The sequence below is a fragment of the Streptococcus sp. HMSC078H12 genome, from assembly GCF_001814615.1.
GTDB classification, from domain to species: domain Bacteria; phylum Bacillota; class Bacilli; order Lactobacillales; family Streptococcaceae; genus Streptococcus; species Streptococcus salivarius_F.
In genome coordinates, this window is sequence record NZ_KV817316.1 from 125,293 (window position 1) to 143,552 (window position 18,260).

General features: G+C 41.2%; 18 protein-coding genes, 1 tRNA gene and 1 pseudogene. All 20 read left to right on the forward strand.

What is annotated here, in order from left to right; all coding sequences use genetic code 11:
* Positions 1 to 26: 26 nt before the first annotated feature.
* A pseudogene (locus HMPREF2979_RS10015) lies at positions 27 to 149 on the forward strand (DNA (cytosine-5-)-methyltransferase); the annotation flags it as partial.
* 390 nt (positions 150 to 539) lie between these two features.
* The gene (locus HMPREF2979_RS01995) at positions 540 to 737 is read left to right on the forward strand and encodes a F0F1 ATP synthase subunit C (RefSeq protein WP_002890193.1); all 198 of its coding nucleotides are present in this window, start codon (positions 540 to 542) and stop codon (positions 735 to 737) included.
* Between the two features lie 32 nt (positions 738 to 769).
* Positions 770 to 1,477, forward strand: coding sequence for a F0F1 ATP synthase subunit A (gene atpB, locus HMPREF2979_RS02000; RefSeq protein WP_002885921.1), 708 nt, complete (start codon positions 770 to 772; stop codon positions 1,475 to 1,477).
* A 20-nt stretch (positions 1,478 to 1,497) separates the two neighbouring features.
* Entirely contained in the window at positions 1,498 to 1,995 is a 498-nt protein-coding gene (gene atpF, locus HMPREF2979_RS02005) for a F0F1 ATP synthase subunit B (RefSeq protein ID WP_014634008.1), read from the forward strand.
* The gene (locus HMPREF2979_RS02010) at positions 1,995 to 2,531 is read left to right on the forward strand and encodes a F0F1 ATP synthase subunit delta (protein ID WP_002885901.1); all 537 of its coding nucleotides are present in this window, start codon (positions 1,995 to 1,997) and stop codon (positions 2,529 to 2,531) included. Before atpF ends, HMPREF2979_RS02010 begins: the two co-directional genes overlap by 1 nt.
* A gap of 15 nt (positions 2,532 to 2,546) precedes the next feature.
* Positions 2,547 to 4,052 (forward strand): F0F1 ATP synthase subunit alpha, encoded by a 1,506-nt coding sequence (gene atpA / locus HMPREF2979_RS02015; RefSeq protein WP_002885972.1) that lies wholly within the window; start codon positions 2,547 to 2,549, stop codon positions 4,050 to 4,052.
* Between the two features lie 18 nt (positions 4,053 to 4,070).
* The gene (locus HMPREF2979_RS02020) at positions 4,071 to 4,949 is read left to right on the forward strand and encodes a F0F1 ATP synthase subunit gamma (protein WP_002886026.1); all 879 of its coding nucleotides are present in this window, start codon (positions 4,071 to 4,073) and stop codon (positions 4,947 to 4,949) included.
* 76 nt (positions 4,950 to 5,025) lie between these two features.
* Positions 5,026 to 6,432 carry a F0F1 ATP synthase subunit beta gene (gene atpD / locus HMPREF2979_RS02025; protein ID WP_002885994.1) on the forward strand — a complete coding sequence of 469 codons (1,407 nt, stop codon included), beginning with the start codon at positions 5,026 to 5,028 and terminating at the stop codon, positions 6,430 to 6,432.
* A gap of 12 nt (positions 6,433 to 6,444) precedes the next feature.
* Positions 6,445 to 6,861, forward strand: a complete 417-nt coding sequence (locus tag HMPREF2979_RS02030) for a F0F1 ATP synthase subunit epsilon (protein ID WP_002890211.1) — start codon at positions 6,445 to 6,447, stop codon at positions 6,859 to 6,861.
* Between the two features lie 260 nt (positions 6,862 to 7,121).
* Positions 7,122 to 8,402 carry a cell division peptidoglycan polymerase FtsW gene (gene ftsW, locus HMPREF2979_RS02035; RefSeq protein WP_070654890.1) on the forward strand — a complete coding sequence of 427 codons (1,281 nt, stop codon included), beginning with the start codon at positions 7,122 to 7,124 and terminating at the stop codon, positions 8,400 to 8,402.
* Positions 8,403 to 8,640: 238 nt separating this feature from the next.
* Entirely contained in the window at positions 8,641 to 9,837 is a 1,197-nt protein-coding gene (gene tuf / locus HMPREF2979_RS02040) for an elongation factor Tu (RefSeq protein ID WP_002886182.1), read from the forward strand.
* 254 nt (positions 9,838 to 10,091) lie between these two features.
* A complete protein-coding gene (gene tpiA, locus HMPREF2979_RS02045; RefSeq protein WP_002885895.1) occupies positions 10,092 to 10,850 on the forward strand; it encodes a triose-phosphate isomerase in 759 nt (252 codons plus the stop codon).
* A gap of 265 nt (positions 10,851 to 11,115) precedes the next feature.
* The gene (gene tkt / locus HMPREF2979_RS02050) at positions 11,116 to 13,101 is read left to right on the forward strand and encodes a transketolase (RefSeq protein ID WP_070654892.1); all 1,986 of its coding nucleotides are present in this window, start codon (positions 11,116 to 11,118) and stop codon (positions 13,099 to 13,101) included.
* 92 nt (positions 13,102 to 13,193) lie between these two features.
* Positions 13,194 to 13,266, forward strand: a tRNA-Thr gene (locus HMPREF2979_RS02055).
* A gap of 123 nt (positions 13,267 to 13,389) precedes the next feature.
* Positions 13,390 to 14,019: a dTMP kinase gene (gene tmk / locus HMPREF2979_RS02060; protein ID WP_070438794.1), complete on the forward strand. Its 630-nt coding sequence runs from the start codon at positions 13,390 to 13,392 to the stop codon at positions 14,017 to 14,019.
* A gap of 8 nt (positions 14,020 to 14,027) precedes the next feature.
* Entirely contained in the window at positions 14,028 to 14,903 is an 876-nt protein-coding gene (locus tag HMPREF2979_RS02065; RefSeq protein ID WP_070654894.1) for a DNA polymerase III subunit delta', read from the forward strand.
* The gene (gene ricT / locus HMPREF2979_RS02070; RefSeq protein ID WP_060971874.1) at positions 14,900 to 15,706 is read left to right on the forward strand and encodes a regulatory iron-sulfur-containing complex subunit RicT; all 807 of its coding nucleotides are present in this window, start codon (positions 14,900 to 14,902) and stop codon (positions 15,704 to 15,706) included. Before HMPREF2979_RS02065 ends, ricT begins: the two co-directional genes overlap by 4 nt.
* On the forward strand, positions 15,693 to 16,013 hold the full coding sequence (gene yabA / locus HMPREF2979_RS02075) for a DNA replication initiation control protein YabA (RefSeq protein WP_002887582.1): 321 nt from the start codon (positions 15,693 to 15,695) through the stop codon (positions 16,011 to 16,013). Before ricT ends, yabA begins: the two co-directional genes overlap by 14 nt.
* A gap of 2 nt (positions 16,014 to 16,015) precedes the next feature.
* The gene (gene rsmI, locus HMPREF2979_RS02080; RefSeq protein WP_070654896.1) at positions 16,016 to 16,882 is read left to right on the forward strand and encodes a 16S rRNA (cytidine(1402)-2'-O)-methyltransferase; all 867 of its coding nucleotides are present in this window, start codon (positions 16,016 to 16,018) and stop codon (positions 16,880 to 16,882) included.
* A 136-nt stretch (positions 16,883 to 17,018) separates the two neighbouring features.
* Positions 17,019 to 18,254, forward strand: a complete 1,236-nt coding sequence (locus tag HMPREF2979_RS02085; RefSeq protein WP_064520850.1) for an ammonium transporter — start codon at positions 17,019 to 17,021, stop codon at positions 18,252 to 18,254.
* Positions 18,255 to 18,260 lie beyond the last annotated feature (6 nt).

An 18,260-nucleotide genomic window follows, 5' to 3' on the forward strand; every position in this document is an offset into this window, starting at 1 on the left:
TAAGTTTTTAGAAAGTAGTTAACCTAATGACAAATTCTGTACGCTCGAACCACTCTGAGAAGTACAACATTGCAGCTTTCTTCTCAGGAGTTGGGGAAATTGAGTTCGGATTTGAACAGACCGACGAGTTCAGAGGTGTGTATGTCAATTAGTTTGATAAGTAAGCGCGTCAGACTTATTAGTTCAACTATACAGATATCCCCTTCAGCTTTCTTTAAGCAACCCAAGTTATACTATAATCATCCTAATAAGTATTGCTGAACATGGTTCGGTAGAACTCACACCTCTGACGCTGAGTCAGACAGTGAAACTTTCTTTTTTTTCATAAATTTCCCAAACAAGTCTAACCTACCATAGTTAGGCTTGTTTTTTTTGTAATAAGAAGATCAGTTTTCCGTAAAAAGTAAACGCTTACGCAAATTTAGTGAAAACGTTAGGCAAAGTCAGTGAAAACGTCTAAAAAACCATCAATTCGTTGACTTTCGTGGAAAATAGGACTAAAATAACAGGGTAAAAAAAATTAAAAGGAGAATTCTACTATGAATCTAACTATCTTAGCCCTCGGTTTGGCCGTTATGGGTGTATCTGTTGGTGAGGGTATCCTCGTTGCCAATATCGCTAAAGCTGCAGCTCGCCAACCTGAGATGTTTAGCAAACTTCAAACATTGATGTTTACTGGTGTTGCCTTTATCGAAGGTACCTTCTTCGTATTGTTTGCCCTTAGCTACATTGTCTAATAGACAAATAAAAGATGAAGGAGGGATGAGCAGTGGAAACTACAAGTAATCCAACCGTCTCATTATTTGGGATTGATTTTGACTTGACTGTCCTTGCCATGTCTCTCTTGACAGTAATTATCGTTTTTGGAGTGGTTTTTTGGTCAAGTCGTAAGATGACCATTAAACCAAAGGGAAAACAAAATGTGCTTGAGTTCATCTATGAGTTTGTGAATAGTACCATTTCTCAAAGTCTTGGGAAATTCACGAAGAATTATAGTTTGCTCTTGTTTGTAATTTTCACCTTTGTTTTTACAGCAAACAACTTAGGTTTGCTTGTGTCTGTAAAAAGTGAGCATTACAATTTTTGGACTTCTCCAACATCGAACTTCGGTGTTACTATCACTCTTTCTTTGATTATTACCCTCATTAGTCATATTGAGGGGATCCGTAAAAAAGGGTTTAAAGGCTATCTAAAGGGCTACCTTTCACCATACCCAGCTATGCTCCCAATGAACATTTTGGAACAATTAACCAACCTTGCTTCATTGGCCTTGCGTTTGTTTGGTAACATTTATTCTGGTGAGGTACTTACTGGCTTGATTCTTCAATTGGTGACCTGGTCTGCTTTTGCAGCACCTGTATCCTTTGCTTTGAACCTTGTCTGGGTTGCCTTTTCAGCCTTTATCGGCTTTATCCAAGCCTATGTCTTTATTATCCTAAGTTCAAACTATATTGGTGATAAAGTCAACGAAGAATAATTAAGAAAGGGAGAAATGAAATGTCAATACTTATTAATAGTACGACACTTGGTAATATCATTATCACACTCGGCTCAGTTTTTCTCTTGTATTACCTCATCCGTAAATTCGCATGGGATCAAATTACAGGAATCTTTGCTGCTCGTGAAAAGAAAATTGCCACAGATATTGATAGTGCTGAAAATGCTCGTCAAGAAGCAGAAAGCTTGGCACAAAAACGTCAAGATGAGTTGGCAGGTGCTCGCACTGAGGCAGCTCAAATTATTGATGGGGCCAAGGAAACTGGTAAAACTCAAGAATCAAAAATCATTGCAGAAGCACATGATGAAGCTAAACGCTTGAAAGAAAAAGCAAATCAAGACATCGCCCAAAGCCGTGTGGAAGCACTTGCTGGCGTTAAAGGTGAAGTTGCAGACTTGACTGTCCTCTTGGCGGAAAAAGTTATGAAACAAAACCTTGATGCTAAAGCGCAATCTGACTTGATTGATAGCTATCTTGATCAATTAGGAGATGCTTAATGGATAAGAAAACACAAGCTCTTGTTGAGCAGTATGCCAGAAGCCTGGTAGAAGTCGCTTTTGAACAAGACGCCGTGTCAACAATCCAAGAAGAAGTAAGGCAAATCCTAACAGTTTTTGCTGAAACAAATCTAAAAACCTTCTTGTCGCAGGAAAATGTGACAAGTGAAGCTAAAAAAGAAAGTTTGAGCTTGTTTCAAGAGTCTTGTTCAGTGTATATGAACAATTTTCTTGAGGTAATCTTACTCAATGACCGTGCCAACATTCTCTATGATGTGTTGAAATTGGTCCTTGAGCTCTTTGATCAAGAAGACAATACTTACGATGTTACAGTGACATCAGCAAGTCCCTTGTCTGAGGAACAAAAAGCCCGACTTTTGGCGATTGTTTCACAAAAATTTGAGATTAAGACACGTCGTTTAGTAGAAAAAATTGATGAGGACCTCATCGGAGGATTCGTCATCAAAGCAAAAAATAAGGTTGTTGACACGTCAATTCGCAGTCAATTGCAAACCTTTAAAACGAATTTGAAATAGAAAGTGGTGTGACTTTTGGCAATTAACGCACAAGAAATTAGCGCTTTAATTAAAAAGCAAATTGAAAACTTCCAGCCAAACTTTGACGTCACTGAAACTGGTGTCGTTACCTATATCGGTGACGGTATCGCACGTGCTCGTGGTCTTGATAATGCCATGAGTGGTGAGTTGCTCGAATTTGAAAATGGTGCCTATGGTATGGCCCAAAACCTTGAAACTAATGATGTCGGTATCATTATCTTGGGGGATTTCGTAGCAATTCGTGAAGGCGATATTGTTAAACGTACTGGAAAAATCATGGAAGTTCCAGTTGGTGAAGCCCTTATTGGTCGTGTAGTAAACCCACTTGGGCAACCAGTTGATGGTCTTGGTGACATCGAAACAACAGGTTTCCGTCCAGTTGAAACACCTGCTCCAGGTGTTATGCAACGTAAATCAGTTTCTGAGCCATTGCAAACTGGTCTTAAGGCCATTGATGCCTTGGTTCCAATTGGACGTGGTCAACGTGAATTGGTCATCGGGGACCGCCAAACTGGTAAAACTTCAGTAGCCATTGATGCTATCTTGAACCAAAAAGGGCAAGATATGATCTGTATTTATGTGGCTATTGGTCAAAAAGAATCAACAGTTCGTACACAAGTAGAAACTCTCCGTAAACATGGTGCTCTTGATTACACAATCGTTGTGACTGCCTCAGCATCACAGCCATCACCATTGCTTTACATCGCACCTTACGCTGGTGTTGCAATGGCTGAAGAGTTCATGTATAACGGAAAACACGTCTTGATTGTTTATGATGATTTGTCTAAACAAGCCGTGGCCTACCGTGAACTTTCATTGCTTCTCCGTCGTCCACCAGGTCGTGAAGCCTACCCAGGGGATGTCTTCTATCTCCACTCACGTCTTTTGGAACGTTCAGCCAAAGTTTCAGATGATCTTGGTGGTGGTTCAATTACTGCCTTGCCAATCATCCAAACGCAAGCCGGAGATATCTCAGCTTATATCGCAACAAACGTTATCTCAATCACAGATGGACAAATCTTCTTGCAAGAAAACTTGTTTAACTCAGGTATTCGTCCAGCCATTGATGCGGGTTCTTCCGTATCACGTGTAGGTGGATCAGCGCAAATTAAAGCGATGAAGAAGGTTGCTGGTACACTTCGTCTTGACTTGGCTTCATATCGTGAACTTGAAGCCTTTACGCAATTTGGTTCAGATTTGGATGCTGCGACTCAAGCGAAATTGAACCGCGGTCGTCGTACAATCGAAGTTTTGAAACAACCGCTTCATAAACCACTTCCAGTTGAGAAACAAGTTGTTATCCTTTACGCTTTGACACACGGTTTCTTGGATAGTGTTCCGGTTGATCAAATCTTGGATTTTGAAGAAGCACTCTATGACTACTTTGATAGTCACCATGAGGATATCTTTGAAACTATTCGTACAACTAAGGATCTTCCTGAGGAATCTGTACTTAATGAAGCTATCCAAGCTTTCAAAGATCAGTCAGAATATAAATAGAAATAGGGAGGACAGCATATGGCAGGCTCTCTAAGAGAAATCCAAGCAAAAATTGCTTCAACAAAGAAAACGAGTCAGATTACAGGAGCCATGCAAATGGTTTCTGCCTCAAAATTGACACGTTCTGAGCAAGCTGCTAAAGATTTCCAAATCTATGCCTCAAAAATTAGACAGATCACAACAGATCTTCTACATTCAGAATTGATTAATGGTTCGTCAAATCCAATGTTGGACGCACGCCCAGTTCGTAAGACAGGTTACATTGTCATTACTTCAGATAAGGGACTTGTTGGAGGTTATAACTCAACAATTCTTAAAGCTGTGTTGGACATGATTAAACGTGACCATGATTCTGAAGATGAATATGCTATCATTTCTATTGGTGGAACAGGTTCAGATTTCTTCAAGGCTCGTAACATGAATGTTGCTTTTGAACTTCGTGGCCTTGAAGATCAACCTAGTTTTGAACAAGTCGGAAAAATCATTTCTAAAGCAGTAGGAATGTATCAAAATGAACTTTTTGATGAACTCTATGTGTGCTACAACCACCATGTCAACAGTTTGTCTAGTGAGGTTCGTGTTGAACAAATGCTTCCTATCGCTGATTTGGATCCCAATGAATCAGAAGGTCATGTGTTGACCAAGTTTGAATTGGAACCAGATCGTGACACTATTTTGGATCAACTCTTGCCACAATATGCTGAGAGTCTTATCTACGGTGCTATCGTAGATGCCAAAACAGCTGAGCACGCAGCGGGTATGACTGCAATGCAGACAGCCACTGATAATGCTAAGAATGTGATTAACGATTTGACAATCCAATATAACCGTGCGCGTCAAGCTGCCATCACTCAGGAAATTACTGAAATCGTTGGCGGTGCAAGTGCACTTGAATAGCTAGAGATTTGTCTTAATTAGACACACATGAAAAAAGGATGATTGTCATCCAGAAAACTATCATAAGGAGAAAACAATGAGCTCAGGCAAAATTGCTCAGGTTGTTGGTCCTGTTGTAGACGTAGCGTTTGCAGCTGGTGATAAACTTCCTGAGATTAACAATGCATTGGTCGTTTATACTGATGAACAAAAGTCTAAACGTATCGTGCTCGAAGTAGCTCTTGAACTTGGAGAAGGTGTGGTTCGTACCATTGCCATGGAATCTACTGATGGATTGACTCGTGGACTAGAAGTTCTGGACACTGGTCGTCCAATCAGCGTTCCTGTTGGTAAAGATACCCTTGGACGTGTCTTTAACGTTCTTGGTGATACCATTGACTTGGAAGCACCTTTTGCAGACGATGCAGAGCGTGAACCAATTCACAAAAAAGCACCAACTTTCGATGAATTGTCAACATCTACTGAAATCCTTGAAACAGGGATTAAAGTTATCGACTTGCTAGCCCCTTACCTTAAGGGTGGTAAAGTCGGACTATTCGGTGGTGCCGGTGTTGGTAAAACCGTTCTTATTCAAGAGTTGATTCACAACATTGCCCAAGAGCACGGTGGTATTTCCGTGTTTACAGGTGTTGGTGAACGTACACGTGAAGGTAATGACCTTTACTGGGAAATGAAAGAATCTGGCGTTATCGAGAAAACAGCCATGGTCTTCGGTCAAATGAACGAACCACCTGGAGCACGTATGCGTGTTGCCCTTACTGGTTTGACAATCGCGGAATACTTCCGTGACGTCGAAGGTCAAGACGTGCTTCTCTTCATCGATAACATCTTCCGTTTCACTCAAGCAGGTTCTGAGGTTTCTGCCCTTCTTGGTCGTATGCCATCAGCCGTTGGTTACCAACCTACACTTGCTACTGAAATGGGTCAATTGCAAGAACGTATCACATCAACTAAAAAAGGTTCTGTTACATCAATCCAAGCCATCTACGTTCCAGCCGATGACTATACTGACCCAGCGCCAGCTACAGCATTTGCTCACTTGGATTCAACAACCAACCTTGAACGTAAGTTGACACAAATGGGTATTTACCCAGCCGTTGACCCATTGGCATCAAGCTCACGTGCCCTTTCACCTGAAATTGTTGGTGAGGAACACTATGCTGTTGCGACTGAAGTTCAACGTGTGCTTCAACGTTACCGTGAATTGCAAGATATTATCGCTATCCTTGGTATGGATGAATTGTCAGACGAAGAAAAAACATTGGTTGGACGTGCTCGTCGTATCCAATTCTTCTTGTCACAAAACTTTAACGTTGCTGAACAGTTTACAGGTCAACCAGGTTCTTATGTTCCAGTTGCTGAAACCGTTCGTAGCTTTAAAGAAATCCTTGAAGGTAAATATGACAATCTTCCAGAAGATGCCTTCCGTAGCGTAGGTCCAATTGAGGATGTGGTAGCTAAAGCTAAAGCTATGGGCTACTAATGAGGTGAAGATATGGCACAAATGACCGTACAAGTGGTAACTCCGGATGGTCTCAAATATGACCACCATGCCAGCTTTATCCACGCGGTTACTAAAGATGGTCAAATTGGTATCTTGCCAGGCCATATTAACTTGATTGCGCCACTTGAAGTGGATGAACTCAAGGTTCGTCGTGTGGATGACGAGAGTCACGTCGATTGGATTGCCGTAAACGGTGGTATCATCGAAGTTAAAGATGATTTTATTACTATCGTTGCCGATTCAGCAGAACGTGAACGCGACATTGACGTTTCTCGTGCCGAACGTGCCAAGCAACGTGCCGAACGTGACTTGGAAGAAGCAACCAAATCTGACCGTATTGATGAAGTTCAACGTGCTCAGGTTGCTCTCCGTCGAGCACTTAATCGTATCAGTGTCGGTACAAAATAAGATAAACAAAAAGCGAGACTTAGGTCTTGTTTTTTGTTTGTCGTAAGAGAAAACATGAGAAGCAGCAAGGTTATCAAAGAAAGCTCATTGTAAAACCTATCTGAAGGTAAGTTAAAAAATTAGATTTCCAGTCTTGAAAACGGTTAATTTAGCTTTTACTTTAGTTTAAGGTATCAAAGTGTTATAATATAAGCTGTTAGCTTTATATTTTTAGAGAAAATGTAGAGTAACGTAATAGAAAGTATGAGTTTTTTAAAGATATGAAAATTGAAAAGAAGCATCTTTTAGATTACACCATCTTGATACCTTATTTAATCTTATCCGTAGTTGGTTTAATAGTAGTGTATTCAACAACGAGTGCTCGTTTAGTAGCCTTAGGTGCCAATCCCTTTGCATCTGTTATAAACCAAGGAGCCTTTTGGTTGGTATCCTTGTTCTCTATTTTTTTCATCTACCGACTGAAATTGAACTTTCTCAGGAAAGATAAGCTTTTGGGTGTTGTTATTGCCTTTGAGATTTTACTTTTAGTCATTGCCAAATTTTTCACCAGGGAAATCAATGGTGCCAATGGTTGGATTGTGCTTGGTCCCTTGTCTTTCCAACCAGCGGAGTACCTTAAAATCATTGTTGTCTGGTTCTTGGCACACACTTTTTCAAAAAAACAGTCTGCTATAGAACGTTATGACTACCAAGCCTTGACGAAGAATAGATGGATTCCAAGGAATGGTAAGGAACTGAATGACTGGCGCGTTTATTTGCTCGTTATGATTGGTTTGGTTGCTATCCAGCCCGACTTGGGTAATGCGGCCATTATTGTATTGACTACGGTAGTTATGTTTTCAATTTCTGGTGTCGGCTACCGCTGGTTCACGGCCTTATTTGCCGGTATTGTAGGAGTTTCATCTGCCTTCCTAGGTTTAATTGCCTTGGTAGGGGTACAAACCATGGCTAAGGTACCTATCTTCGGTTATGTTGCCAAGCGTTTCGCAGCTTATTTTAATCCTTTTAAGGATTTGACAGGATCCGGTCTACAGTTATCTCATTCTTACTATGCTATGAGTAATGGGGGCTGGTTCGGGCTTGGACTTGGAAATTCAATTGAGAAAACTGGATATTTACCAGAAGCTACAACAGACTTTGTGTTTTCGATTGTTATTGAAGAATTAGGTCTTATCGGAGCAGGCTTGATTCTGGCCCTCCTCTTTTTCCTCATTCTTCGTATTATGATTGTGGGGGTTAAGGCCAGAAATCCATTTAACTCTATGATGGCGCTTGGTGTGGGAGCTCTCATGCTTATGCAGGTCTTTGTTAACATCGGAGGAATTTCAGGGCTAATCCCATCGACAGGGGTTACCTTCCCCTTCCTTTCACAAGGTGGTAACTCGCTTTTGGTAACTTCAGTTGGGATAGCCTTTGTCTTGAACATCGCTGCTAATGAAAAGCGTGATAATATTGTTCAAGCTATTGAGGAAGAATTGTCTCATACTCAAGAATTAGAAAGTCAAGATGAAAAAATTGTACCTTTAAGAAGAAGTCGTTAATACGGCTTCTTTTTTTACTTGGTAGCGTTTTTGCATTAGCAAGGAGATTACTAAAAGCTTATAGAAGTAGTAGAAATAGAAATACGGAAAGAAATATTTGTGATTACTCTAAAGAAAAATTGAAAACTATATAAAATACTTGCAATTCTATGACATTTTGATAGAATAGTAGAGTAAAGTTAGACTGTATTGCCTACTGTCTATCTATAAAATATATTTTATTGGAGGCTTTTCCTAAATGGCAAAAGAAAAATACGATCGTAGTAAACCACACGTTAACATTGGTACAATCGGACACGTTGACCACGGTAAAACTACTTTGACAGCTGCTATCACAACTGTATTGGCTCGTCGTCTTCCTAGCGCAGTTAACACACCAAAAGACTACGCTTCAATCGACGCTGCTCCAGAAGAACGTGAACGCGGTATCACAATCAACACTGCACACGTTGAGTACGAAACTGAAAAACGTCACTACGCTCACATCGATGCGCCAGGACACGCGGACTACGTTAAAAACATGATCACTGGTGCCGCTCAAATGGACGGTGCGATCCTTGTAGTAGCATCTACTGACGGACCAATGCCACAAACTCGTGAGCACATCCTTCTTTCACGTCAGGTTGGTGTTAAACACCTTATCGTCTTCATGAACAAAGTTGACTTGGTTGACGATGAAGAATTGCTTGAATTGGTTGAAATGGAAATCCGTGACCTTCTTTCAGAATACGATTTCCCAGGTGATGACATTCCAGTTATCCAAGGTTCAGCTCTTAAAGCTCTTGAAGGTGATTCTAAATACGAAGACATCATCATGGACTTGATGAACACTGTTGACGAATACATCCCAGAACCAGAACGTGACACTGACAAACCATTGTTGCTTCCAGTCGAAGACGTATTCTCAATCACTGGTCGTGGTACTGTTGCTTCAGGACGTATCGACCGTGGTGTTGTTCGTGTTAATGACGAAGTTGAAATCGTTGGTCTTAAAGAAGATATCCAAAAAGCAGTTGTTACTGGTGTTGAAATGTTCCGTAAACAACTTGACGAAGGTATTGCCGGAGATAACGTCGGTGTTCTTCTTCGTGGTATCCAACGTGATGAAATCGAACGTGGTCAAGTATTGGCTGCACCTGGTTCAATCAACCCACACACTAAATTCAAAGGTGAAGTTTACATCCTTTCTAAAGAAGAAGGTGGACGTCACACTCCATTCTTCAACAACTACCGTCCACAGTTCTACTTCCGTACAACTGACGTAACAGGTTCAATCGAACTTCCTGCAGGTACTGAAATGGTTATGCCTGGTGATAACGTGACTATCGACGTTGAGTTGATCCACCCAATCGCCGTTGAACAAGGTACAACATTCTCTATCCGTGAAGGTGGACGTACTGTTGGTTCAGGTATCGTATCTGAAATCGAAGCTTAATTAATATTAAGTTCCCAATACAATTATTCGTCAGACAATAATTGAGAGAGTCGAGTTTACTCGGCTCTTTTTGGTGTTTAAAAATACTCGTAATATTATATTTTTGACGTGTTTTAGATGCTTAATCTAAGTTTTGATAGTGATAAATACACATAAAGCAGGCTGAGTTTTCGGAATTTTCCTAAAATCCTAGTAATAGTAAGGGATTTGTGATAAAATAAACGAGTAAATAAATAAAAGAAGAGGTATGTGAAATGTCACGTAAACCATTTATCGCTGGTAACTGGAAAATGAACAAAAATCCAGAAGAAGCAAAAGCATTCGTTGAAGCTGTAGCATCAAAACTTCCTTCATCAGATCTTGTTGAAGCTGGTATCGCAGCTCCTGCAGTTGACTTGACAGCTGTACTTGCTGCTGCTAAAGGTTCAGACCTTAAAGTTGCTGCACAAAACACTTACTTTGAAAATGCTGGTGCCTTCACTGGTGAAACTAGCCCACAAGTTTTGAAAGAAATCGGTACTGACTACGTTGTTATCGGTCACTCAGAACGTCGTGACTACTTCCACGAAACTGATGAAGACATCAACAAAAAAGCAAAAGCAATCTTTGCTAACGGTATGCTTCCAATCATCTGTTGTGGTGAATCACTTGAAACTTACGAAGCTGGTAAAGCAGCAGAATTCGTAGGTGCTCAAGTTTCAGCTGCTCTTGCTGGATTGACTGCAGAACAAGTAGCTTCAACAGTTATCGCATACGAACCAATCTGGGCTATCGGTACTGGTAAATCAGCTTCACAAGACGACGCACAAAAAATGTGTAAAGTTGTTCGTGACGTTGTAGCTGCTGACTTTGGTCAAGAAGTTGCTGACAAAGTACGTGTTCAATACGGTGGATCAGTTAAACCTGAAAACGTTGCTGAATACATGGCTTGTCCAGACGTTGACGGAGCTCTTGTTGGTGGTGCTTCACTTGAAGCTGAAAGCTTCTTGGCATTGCTTGACTTCGTTAAATAATTTTAGATAAAGTCGAGGTTTTCCTCGGCTTTTTTGTTTTTTGATGAATAGCTTTATAAATAATTGCTTGGGATAAGACAAATGGTGCAGGTTTGTAAAAACGAACGCTTTAGGTGCTCTATTTTATAGGTTTAGGGTTTGACAAATAGAATTGGATTGCCCAAAGAGACAGATAATATGCTATAATGAAAGTAGTATAACTAGAGCTCAGATGCTAATAGTCTGTATGCTCCGCATTTTTTTCCAAAAAAGGAGAGTTAGAATCATGACTTTTGATGCAATTGACCAAATGGCGGTCAGCACTATTCGTTCGCTTTCGATCGAGGCAATTCAAGCCGCGAATTCTGGGCACCCAGGTCTTCCTATGGGTGCAGCGCCGATGGCTTATGTGCTTTGGAACCATGTGATGAATGTTAATCCAAAGACTAGCCGCAACTGGACAAACCGTGACCGTTTTGTTCTTTCTGCAGGTCATGGTTCTGCCTTACTTTATAGTCTCTTGCACCTTTCTGGCTACGACGTGACAATGGACGACTTGAAGAACTTCCGTCAATGGGGATCTAAGACTCCAGGTCACCCTGAAGTTAACCATACAGATGGTGTTGAAGCAACATCAGGTCCTCTTGGTCAAGGGATTGCTAATGCTGTAGGTATGGCAATGGCTGAAGCACACTTGGCAGCTAAATTTAACAAACCTGGTTTTGATATTGTTGACCATTATACTTATGCTCTCCATGGCGATGGTTGTTTGATGGAAGGTGTTTCTCAAGAAGCTGCTAGTCTTGCTGGTCACCTTAAACTTGGTAAGTTGGTACTTCTTTACGATTCAAATGATATCTCACTTGATGGACCAACTTCAATGGCTTTCACTGAAGATGTTAAGGCTAAGTTTGAAGCTTATGGTTGGCAACACATTCTTGTTAAAGATGGTAATGATTTGGAAGCTATTGCTAAAGCTATCGAAGAAGCTAAAGCTGAGACAGATAAACCATCTATTATTGAAGTTAAGACAATCATTGGTTACGGAGCTGAAGGACAAGGAACATCAGCTGTCCACGGTGCTCCAATTGGTCAAGACGGTATTGATCATGCAAAAGGTGTTTATGGTTATGATGCACCGGCATTTACAGTTCCAGATGAAGTCGCTCGTCGTTTCGAAGCTGGTATTAAATTCCGTGGTGAAGCTGCTGAAAATGCTTGGCAAACTAAATTTGCAGAATATGAAGCTGCTTACCCAGAATTGGCTGCGGAATACAAGGCTGCCTTTGCGAATGAACCTGTACACGTTGACTTGAATGCTCATGAATTGGGTTCAGCAGTAGCTAGCCGTGTGTCAAGCCAACAAGCTATCCAACAGATTTCTAAACAAGTTCCTTCATTCTGGGGAGGTTCAGCAGACCTTTCAGCTTCTAACAATACTATGGTTAAGGCTGAGTCTGATTTCCAAGCAGACAACTATGCTGGACGTAATATTTGGTTCGGTGTACGTGAGTTTGCTATGGCTGCAGCAATGAATGGTATTGCTCTTCATGGTGGTACTCGTGTTTATGGTGGTACTTTCTTCGTCTTCTCAAACTACTTGCTTCCAGCAGTACGTATGGCAGCTCTTCAAAACTTGCCAGTAACTTATGTTATGACTCACGACTCAGTAGCAGTTGGTGAAGATGGACCTACTCACGAACCAATCGAACAATTGGCAAGTGTGCGTTCAATGCCTAACCTTAACGTTATCCGTCCTGCAGATGGTAATGAAACTAATGCTGCGTGGAAACGTGCCTTGGCTGAGACTGAACGTCCAACAATGCTAGTTTTGACACGTCAAAACTTGCCAGTCCTTGATGGTACAGCTGAAAATGCCGAAGCTGGTGTCAATAAAGGGGCTTACATCATCTCAGAAGCTAAAGGTGATCTTGATGGTATCATCATTGCGACAGGTTCTGAAGTGAAATTGGCTCTTGATACTCAAGCGGCTCTTGAAGCTGAAGGAGTGCATGTCCGTGTTGTTTCAATGCCATCACAAAATCTCTTTGATGAACAAGATGCTGCATATAAAGAAGAAGTTCTTCCAGCAGCTGTGACAAAACGTTTGGCTATCGAAGCTGGAACTAGCTTTGGTTGGGGCAAATATGTTGGTCTTGCAGGTAAAACACTTACTATTGATACTTGGGGTGCCTCAGCACCTGGTGACCGTATCTTTAAAGAATATGGATTCACTGTTGAAAATGCAAGTCAACTTTACAAATCATTGTAAGAAAAGAATGAGCTTGGCTAGTCCAAGTTCTTTTTTGTAAATTTCATACAGAACTTGACTTTTTAGGGCATAGTGTTAGAATGACTGTGTCAGCCGATTTAGCTCAGTTGGTAGAGCAACGCACTCGTAACGCGTAGGTCACAGGTTCGAAACCTGCAATCGGCATGGTCAGAAGTATTCAGATAGAAACAGGGGTTTTTAGAAACCTCTGTTTTCTTTTGCCCTTGATTGTTCATTTGAGCTAAAATTTGATAAAATAGAAAGTAAAGAAATCAAAAAGGAAGTATCATGTCAAAAGGGTTATTAATCTCAATCGAAGGGCCAGATGGTGCTGGAAAGACAACAGTTTTGGAGGCACTTTTACCTCGTCTTAGAGAAGCCTATCCAGCCAAAGTCGTGACGACACGTGAACCAGGAGGAGTAGCTATTGCAGAGCAAATCCGTGAGGTTATTCTGGATGTAGATAATACGGCTATGGATGCTAAGACAGAGCTCTTGCTCTATATTGCTGCTCGCCGTCAACATCTGGTTGAGAAGGTTTTGCCAGAGCTTGAAAAGGGCAATATGGTCATCATGGATCGCTTTATTGATTCATCAGTTGCCTATCAAGGGACTGGTCGTGGCTTGAATCAGAATGAGATTGCCTGGTTAAATGCCTATGCGACTGATGGGTATAAACCTGATGTGACCCTATTGTTTGATGTGGATTCTGAGACTGGTTTGGACCGCATTGCAGCTAGCGGCGAACGTGAAGTCAATCGGTTGGATTTAGAGAAACTTGACCTACATCAGCGTGTACGTCAAGGTTATTTGGATTTGGCACAGGCTGAACCAGAACGTATCAAGCTAATTGATGCCTCACAGGATTTTGAGGATGTTGTAGAGCAAGCTTGGAATGTAATTAAAGACTATTTATAAGGAGCAAGATGAAGTTAGCTGAAAGTCAAAGCAAACTATTTGAAGAGTTTTCACAAATTATCAGAGAAAATCGTTTGAGTCATGCTTATTTGTTTTCGGGTGATTTTGGAAGTCTCGACATGGCTATTTGGCTAGCACAGAGTCGGTTTTGTCTGACTCCTGAGAATGGTCTACCTTGTGGTCACTGTCGTCCCTGTCGCTTGATTGCACAGGGGGACTTTTCTGATGTTAAATTAGTAGAGCCACAAGGACAGATTATTAAGACGGACACGATTCGTCAGTTGACTAGAGAGTTTAGTCAATCGAGTTTTGAGGGGCAGGCTCAGGTTTTTATCATTCGGGATGCAGATAAGATGCACGTCAATGCTGCTAACAGTCTTTTAAAGTTTATTGAAGAACCTCAAAGTCAGATTTATATTTTTCTTTTGACAGCTGATGATAGTCGTATGTTACCGACGATTAAAAGCCGAGCTCAACTCTTTTATTTTCCAAAGAATCGGGCTTATCTGGAAGAGTTGTTGCAGAAGGAAGGCTTGTTGCTGACACAAGCCAAAGTGTTGGCGGACTTTGCTAAAGATGATGTTCAGGCTTTAGACTTAGCTAAAGATAATAAGATTCTTGATCTGATTAATACAGTAGAGCGTTTCACACAGTCCCTGCTATCTAATCAGGACCTGCTTTATTTGGACGTTGCAAAACTGGCTGTCCAGTGTAGTGAAAAGTCGGAACAAGAGATGGTCTGGGCTTTTTTAACTTATCAATTGGGGAAGGATATACAAAATCCACAAGCAAGACGATGGCTAGACTTAGTTTATGAGGCACGAAAAATGTGGCTAGCTAATGTCAGCTTTCAAAATGCGATGGAGTATATGGTATTATCATGACAGAAGTCATTGGAATAAAATTTGAAGAAACTGGAGCAGTAGAATATGTTGTTCCTGATAAAAATTATGCCAAAGATGACTTTGTAGTCGTTTTGGAGAAAAAAGATAAACGCCTAGCCCAGGTTGTCATGGAAAACACAGATTTTCCTGAGGTTAGTTTGCCTGCGGATTTGAATCGGGTTGAAGGATTGGCAGGAGAGAAAGATTTCGCTAGATATGATGAAAATCTTTTGAAGGCTGAAAAGAGTATGGGAGTAGTAGCTGATTTAATTACTCAAAATCAGCTAGAAATGAAGGTGGTTGACATTGTCTTTCCGCTAAACTGCTCTTATGTGCTAATCAGTTTTGTTGCTGAAAAACGGGTAGATTTTCGTCAATTGCTCAAAGATTTGGCTTCTTACTTTAAGACACGTATTGAGTTGCGCCAAATTTCGAGTCGTGAGGAATCAAAGATTTATGGTGGCCTAGGACCTTGTGGCCGAGCACTTTGTTGTTCTAGTTTTTTGGGTGAATTCCCACCAGTATCGATTAAGATGGCTAAAAATCAGAGTTTATCTTTGAATTCTGGTAAGATGAATGGGGTCTGTGGTCGACTTATGTGTTGTCTCAGTTATGAAGATGACTTTTACCGAGATAGCAAGGCTAGTTATCCTGACTTGGGTGATGACATTGAAACCAAGGATGGCACAGGTCAGGTCGTTGCCATTGATGTAATTGCAGGGACTATTAAGGTTGTATTTGAAAAAGGGCGTGCGCCCCTAACTTATGGAGTGGAGGAAGTTCAGCTAAATGGAAAAGCGTGAATTGTATGATAAATTCGAGGAATTATCACAAAATTTGATGTCGATGTTGGCAGAAGTGGAAGCAATTAAGGCGAACTTCTCAGGGATTCTTGATGAGAATACGGCCCTCAAGTTGGAAAACGACAAGTTGCGTGAGCACTTGAGTCAAGTGGTTCAAGAGGAGACAGGGACTAAAATGTCTCATGGTAAGGTGAACCTCGAGGCTATTTATGATGATGGATTCCATATTTGTCCAGATTTTTATGGCCAACGTCGTGATAATAATGAAGCTTGTGGCTTCTGTGCAGAATTGTTGTACGGAGACTAAACATGCAGGTTCAAAAGAGTTTTAAGGGGCAATCTAGCTACGGTACCCTCTATCTGGTTCCCACTCCTATTGGGAATTTGCAGGATATGACTTTTCGTAGTGTGCAAATCCTGAAAGAGGTGGATCTTATTTGTGCGGAGGACACGCGCAATACGGGTCTCTTACTCAAGCATTTTGAGATTGAAACCAAGCAGTATTCTTTTCATGAGCACAATGCCTATGAGAAAATTCCAGATTTACTGGAGCGTTTGAAGTCAGGTCTTTCTTTGGCTCAGGTTTCTGATGCGGGTATGCCTTCCATTTCGGATCCTGGGCATGATTTGGTCAAAGCCGCCATTGCTGAGGATATTCCTGTGGTGGCCTTACCGGGAGCATCAGCTGGTATTACAGCCTTGATTGCTAGTGGTTTAGCACCCCAACCTCATATTTTTTATGGCTTCCTGCCTCGTAAAAAGGGAAAGCAGATTGATTTCTTCAAGGAAAAAGTATCTTATCCTGAGACACAGATTTTTTACGAGTCACCTTACCGTGTGGCGGATACCCTCGAAAATATGTATGAGGTCTATGGCAACCGTCAAGTAACGCTAGTTCGAGAATTAACCAAGCTTTATGAAGAGTACCAGCGAGGGTCAATTTCAGAAATTTTAGATTATATTGCTAGTAATCCTCTCAAGGGAGAATGTTTACTGATTGTGGCTGGAGCTTCTGAAAATGATAGGGAAGAAAATCTAACATCAGATGTTACGCCAGTGGAGGCTGTTGAAGCTTTAATTGCTTCTGGTATGAAACCTAATCAGGCTATAAAAACCGTTGCTAAAGAGCGAAAAATAAACAGACAAGAGCTTTATAACCTTTTCCATGGGGTTTAAGAGACTCTTTTTTTGTGGCGACATAAGATCTCAGAAAAGAAAGAATTATCAAAAAATTCCGTAGATACGCTTGTTTATCTCATGCTTTTGTGTTATATTATCTGACATAAAATAATTTGAGAATTGGAGTGGTTTCATGGATACAGGTAGCAGTGCCTTTATATTGATTTGTTCAGCCATGGTTTGTTTGATGACACCGGCCTTGGCTTTCTTCTATGGTGGGCTCGGACGTCGTAAGAATGTTATCAATACCATGATGATGTCTGTTCTTCCCTTAGCTATAGCTTCTCTCTTGTGGATTGTTGCTGGCTACTCGCTTTCTTTTGGCGGTCATGGGAACATCTTCGGTAATTTCAGTCACCTTTTTTTAAATGGCGTGTCTGAAACTGCCTCAAGTCGTGGTCTAACCATTCCTGATATGCTGTTTGCTGCTTTTCAGATGATGTTTTCAATTATCTGTGTGGCGATTTTGACGGGTTCAGTGGTAGGAAGGATGCGCTTTACACCTTTAGCCATCTTTGTTGTCTTTTGGTTGATTCTTGTCTACTATCCATTTGCACATATGGTTTGGGACGAAGGGCTCCTTGCTAAATGGGGGACGATTGACTTCGCAGGTGGTGATGTGGTTCATATTACCTCGGGGGTATCGGCCTTGGTTTTGGCAATCGTTGTTGGTAAACGTCGTGATTTTGGCATTTTAGAACACCGTCCTCATAATGTTCCTTTTGTCCTATTGGGAGCGGGTCTCTTATGGTTTGGTTGGTTTGGTTTCAATGCAGGATCAGCCTTGGCCGCTAATGGTTTGGCAGTGCACGCGCTAGTAACCACCCATGTTTCAGCTGCTGCAGCCATGTTTTCATGGTTGGCAATTGAAAAACATGTCACAGGACATCCATCCTTGGTTGGTGGTTCAACCGGTTTGGTGGCAGGACTGGTTGCAATCACACCTGGAGCAGGTTTTGTTTCAATTTGGAGTGCCATTCTAATTGGTCTTATGGTTAGTCCGATTTGTTTCTATGCTATTTCTGTCTTGAAGAAACGTTTTGCCTATGATGATGCTTTGGATGCTTTTGGTTGCCACGGTGTTGGAGGTATCTTTGGTGGTTTGGCTACTGCGATTTTTACGACACCAGATTTAGCCCTAGATAAGGCCAATATTGGCTTGATTTATGGAAAGGCCCATCTCTTTATTGTGACCATTTTGGCTATTGTCTTTACAGCTATTTGGTCTGCTCTTGTGACCTATGGTATTATTAAAGTAATTGCTCATTATATGCCTTTGCGTGTTAGTGACCGTGATGAAGCTATTGGTCTTGATGACTGTGAACACAAAGAGACAGCCTATCCAACCTTTATGGGCTTAGATTCGTAGGAGAAT

Coding starts and splice junctions, on each gene's coding strand:
- HMPREF2979_RS01995 (WP_002890193.1), top strand. CDS start 540: ATGAATCTAACTATCTTAGCCCTCGGTTTGGCCGTTATGGGTGTATCT.
- HMPREF2979_RS02065 (WP_070654894.1), top strand. CDS start 14,028: ATGAAGTTAGCTGAAAGTCAAAGCAAACTATTTGAAGAGTTTTCACAA.
- ftsW (WP_070654890.1), top strand. CDS start 7,122: ATGAAAATTGAAAAGAAGCATCTTTTAGATTACACCATCTTGATACCT.
- HMPREF2979_RS02010 (WP_002885901.1), top strand. CDS start 1,995: ATGGATAAGAAAACACAAGCTCTTGTTGAGCAGTATGCCAGAAGCCTG.
- rsmI (WP_070654896.1), top strand. CDS start 16,016: ATGCAGGTTCAAAAGAGTTTTAAGGGGCAATCTAGCTACGGTACCCTC.
- tkt (WP_070654892.1), top strand. CDS start 11,116: ATGACTTTTGATGCAATTGACCAAATGGCGGTCAGCACTATTCGTTCG.
- HMPREF2979_RS02030 (WP_002890211.1), top strand. CDS start 6,445: ATGGCACAAATGACCGTACAAGTGGTAACTCCGGATGGTCTCAAATAT.
- tpiA (WP_002885895.1), top strand. CDS start 10,092: ATGTCACGTAAACCATTTATCGCTGGTAACTGGAAAATGAACAAAAAT.
- HMPREF2979_RS02020 (WP_002886026.1), top strand. CDS start 4,071: ATGGCAGGCTCTCTAAGAGAAATCCAAGCAAAAATTGCTTCAACAAAG.
- tmk (WP_070438794.1), top strand. CDS start 13,390: ATGTCAAAAGGGTTATTAATCTCAATCGAAGGGCCAGATGGTGCTGGA.
- ricT (WP_060971874.1), top strand. CDS start 14,900: ATGACAGAAGTCATTGGAATAAAATTTGAAGAAACTGGAGCAGTAGAA.
- tuf (WP_002886182.1), top strand. CDS start 8,641: ATGGCAAAAGAAAAATACGATCGTAGTAAACCACACGTTAACATTGGT.
- yabA (WP_002887582.1), top strand. CDS start 15,693: ATGGAAAAGCGTGAATTGTATGATAAATTCGAGGAATTATCACAAAAT.
- HMPREF2979_RS02085 (WP_064520850.1), top strand. CDS start 17,019: ATGGATACAGGTAGCAGTGCCTTTATATTGATTTGTTCAGCCATGGTT.
- atpF (WP_014634008.1), top strand. CDS start 1,498: ATGTCAATACTTATTAATAGTACGACACTTGGTAATATCATTATCACA.
- atpD (WP_002885994.1), top strand. CDS start 5,026: ATGAGCTCAGGCAAAATTGCTCAGGTTGTTGGTCCTGTTGTAGACGTA.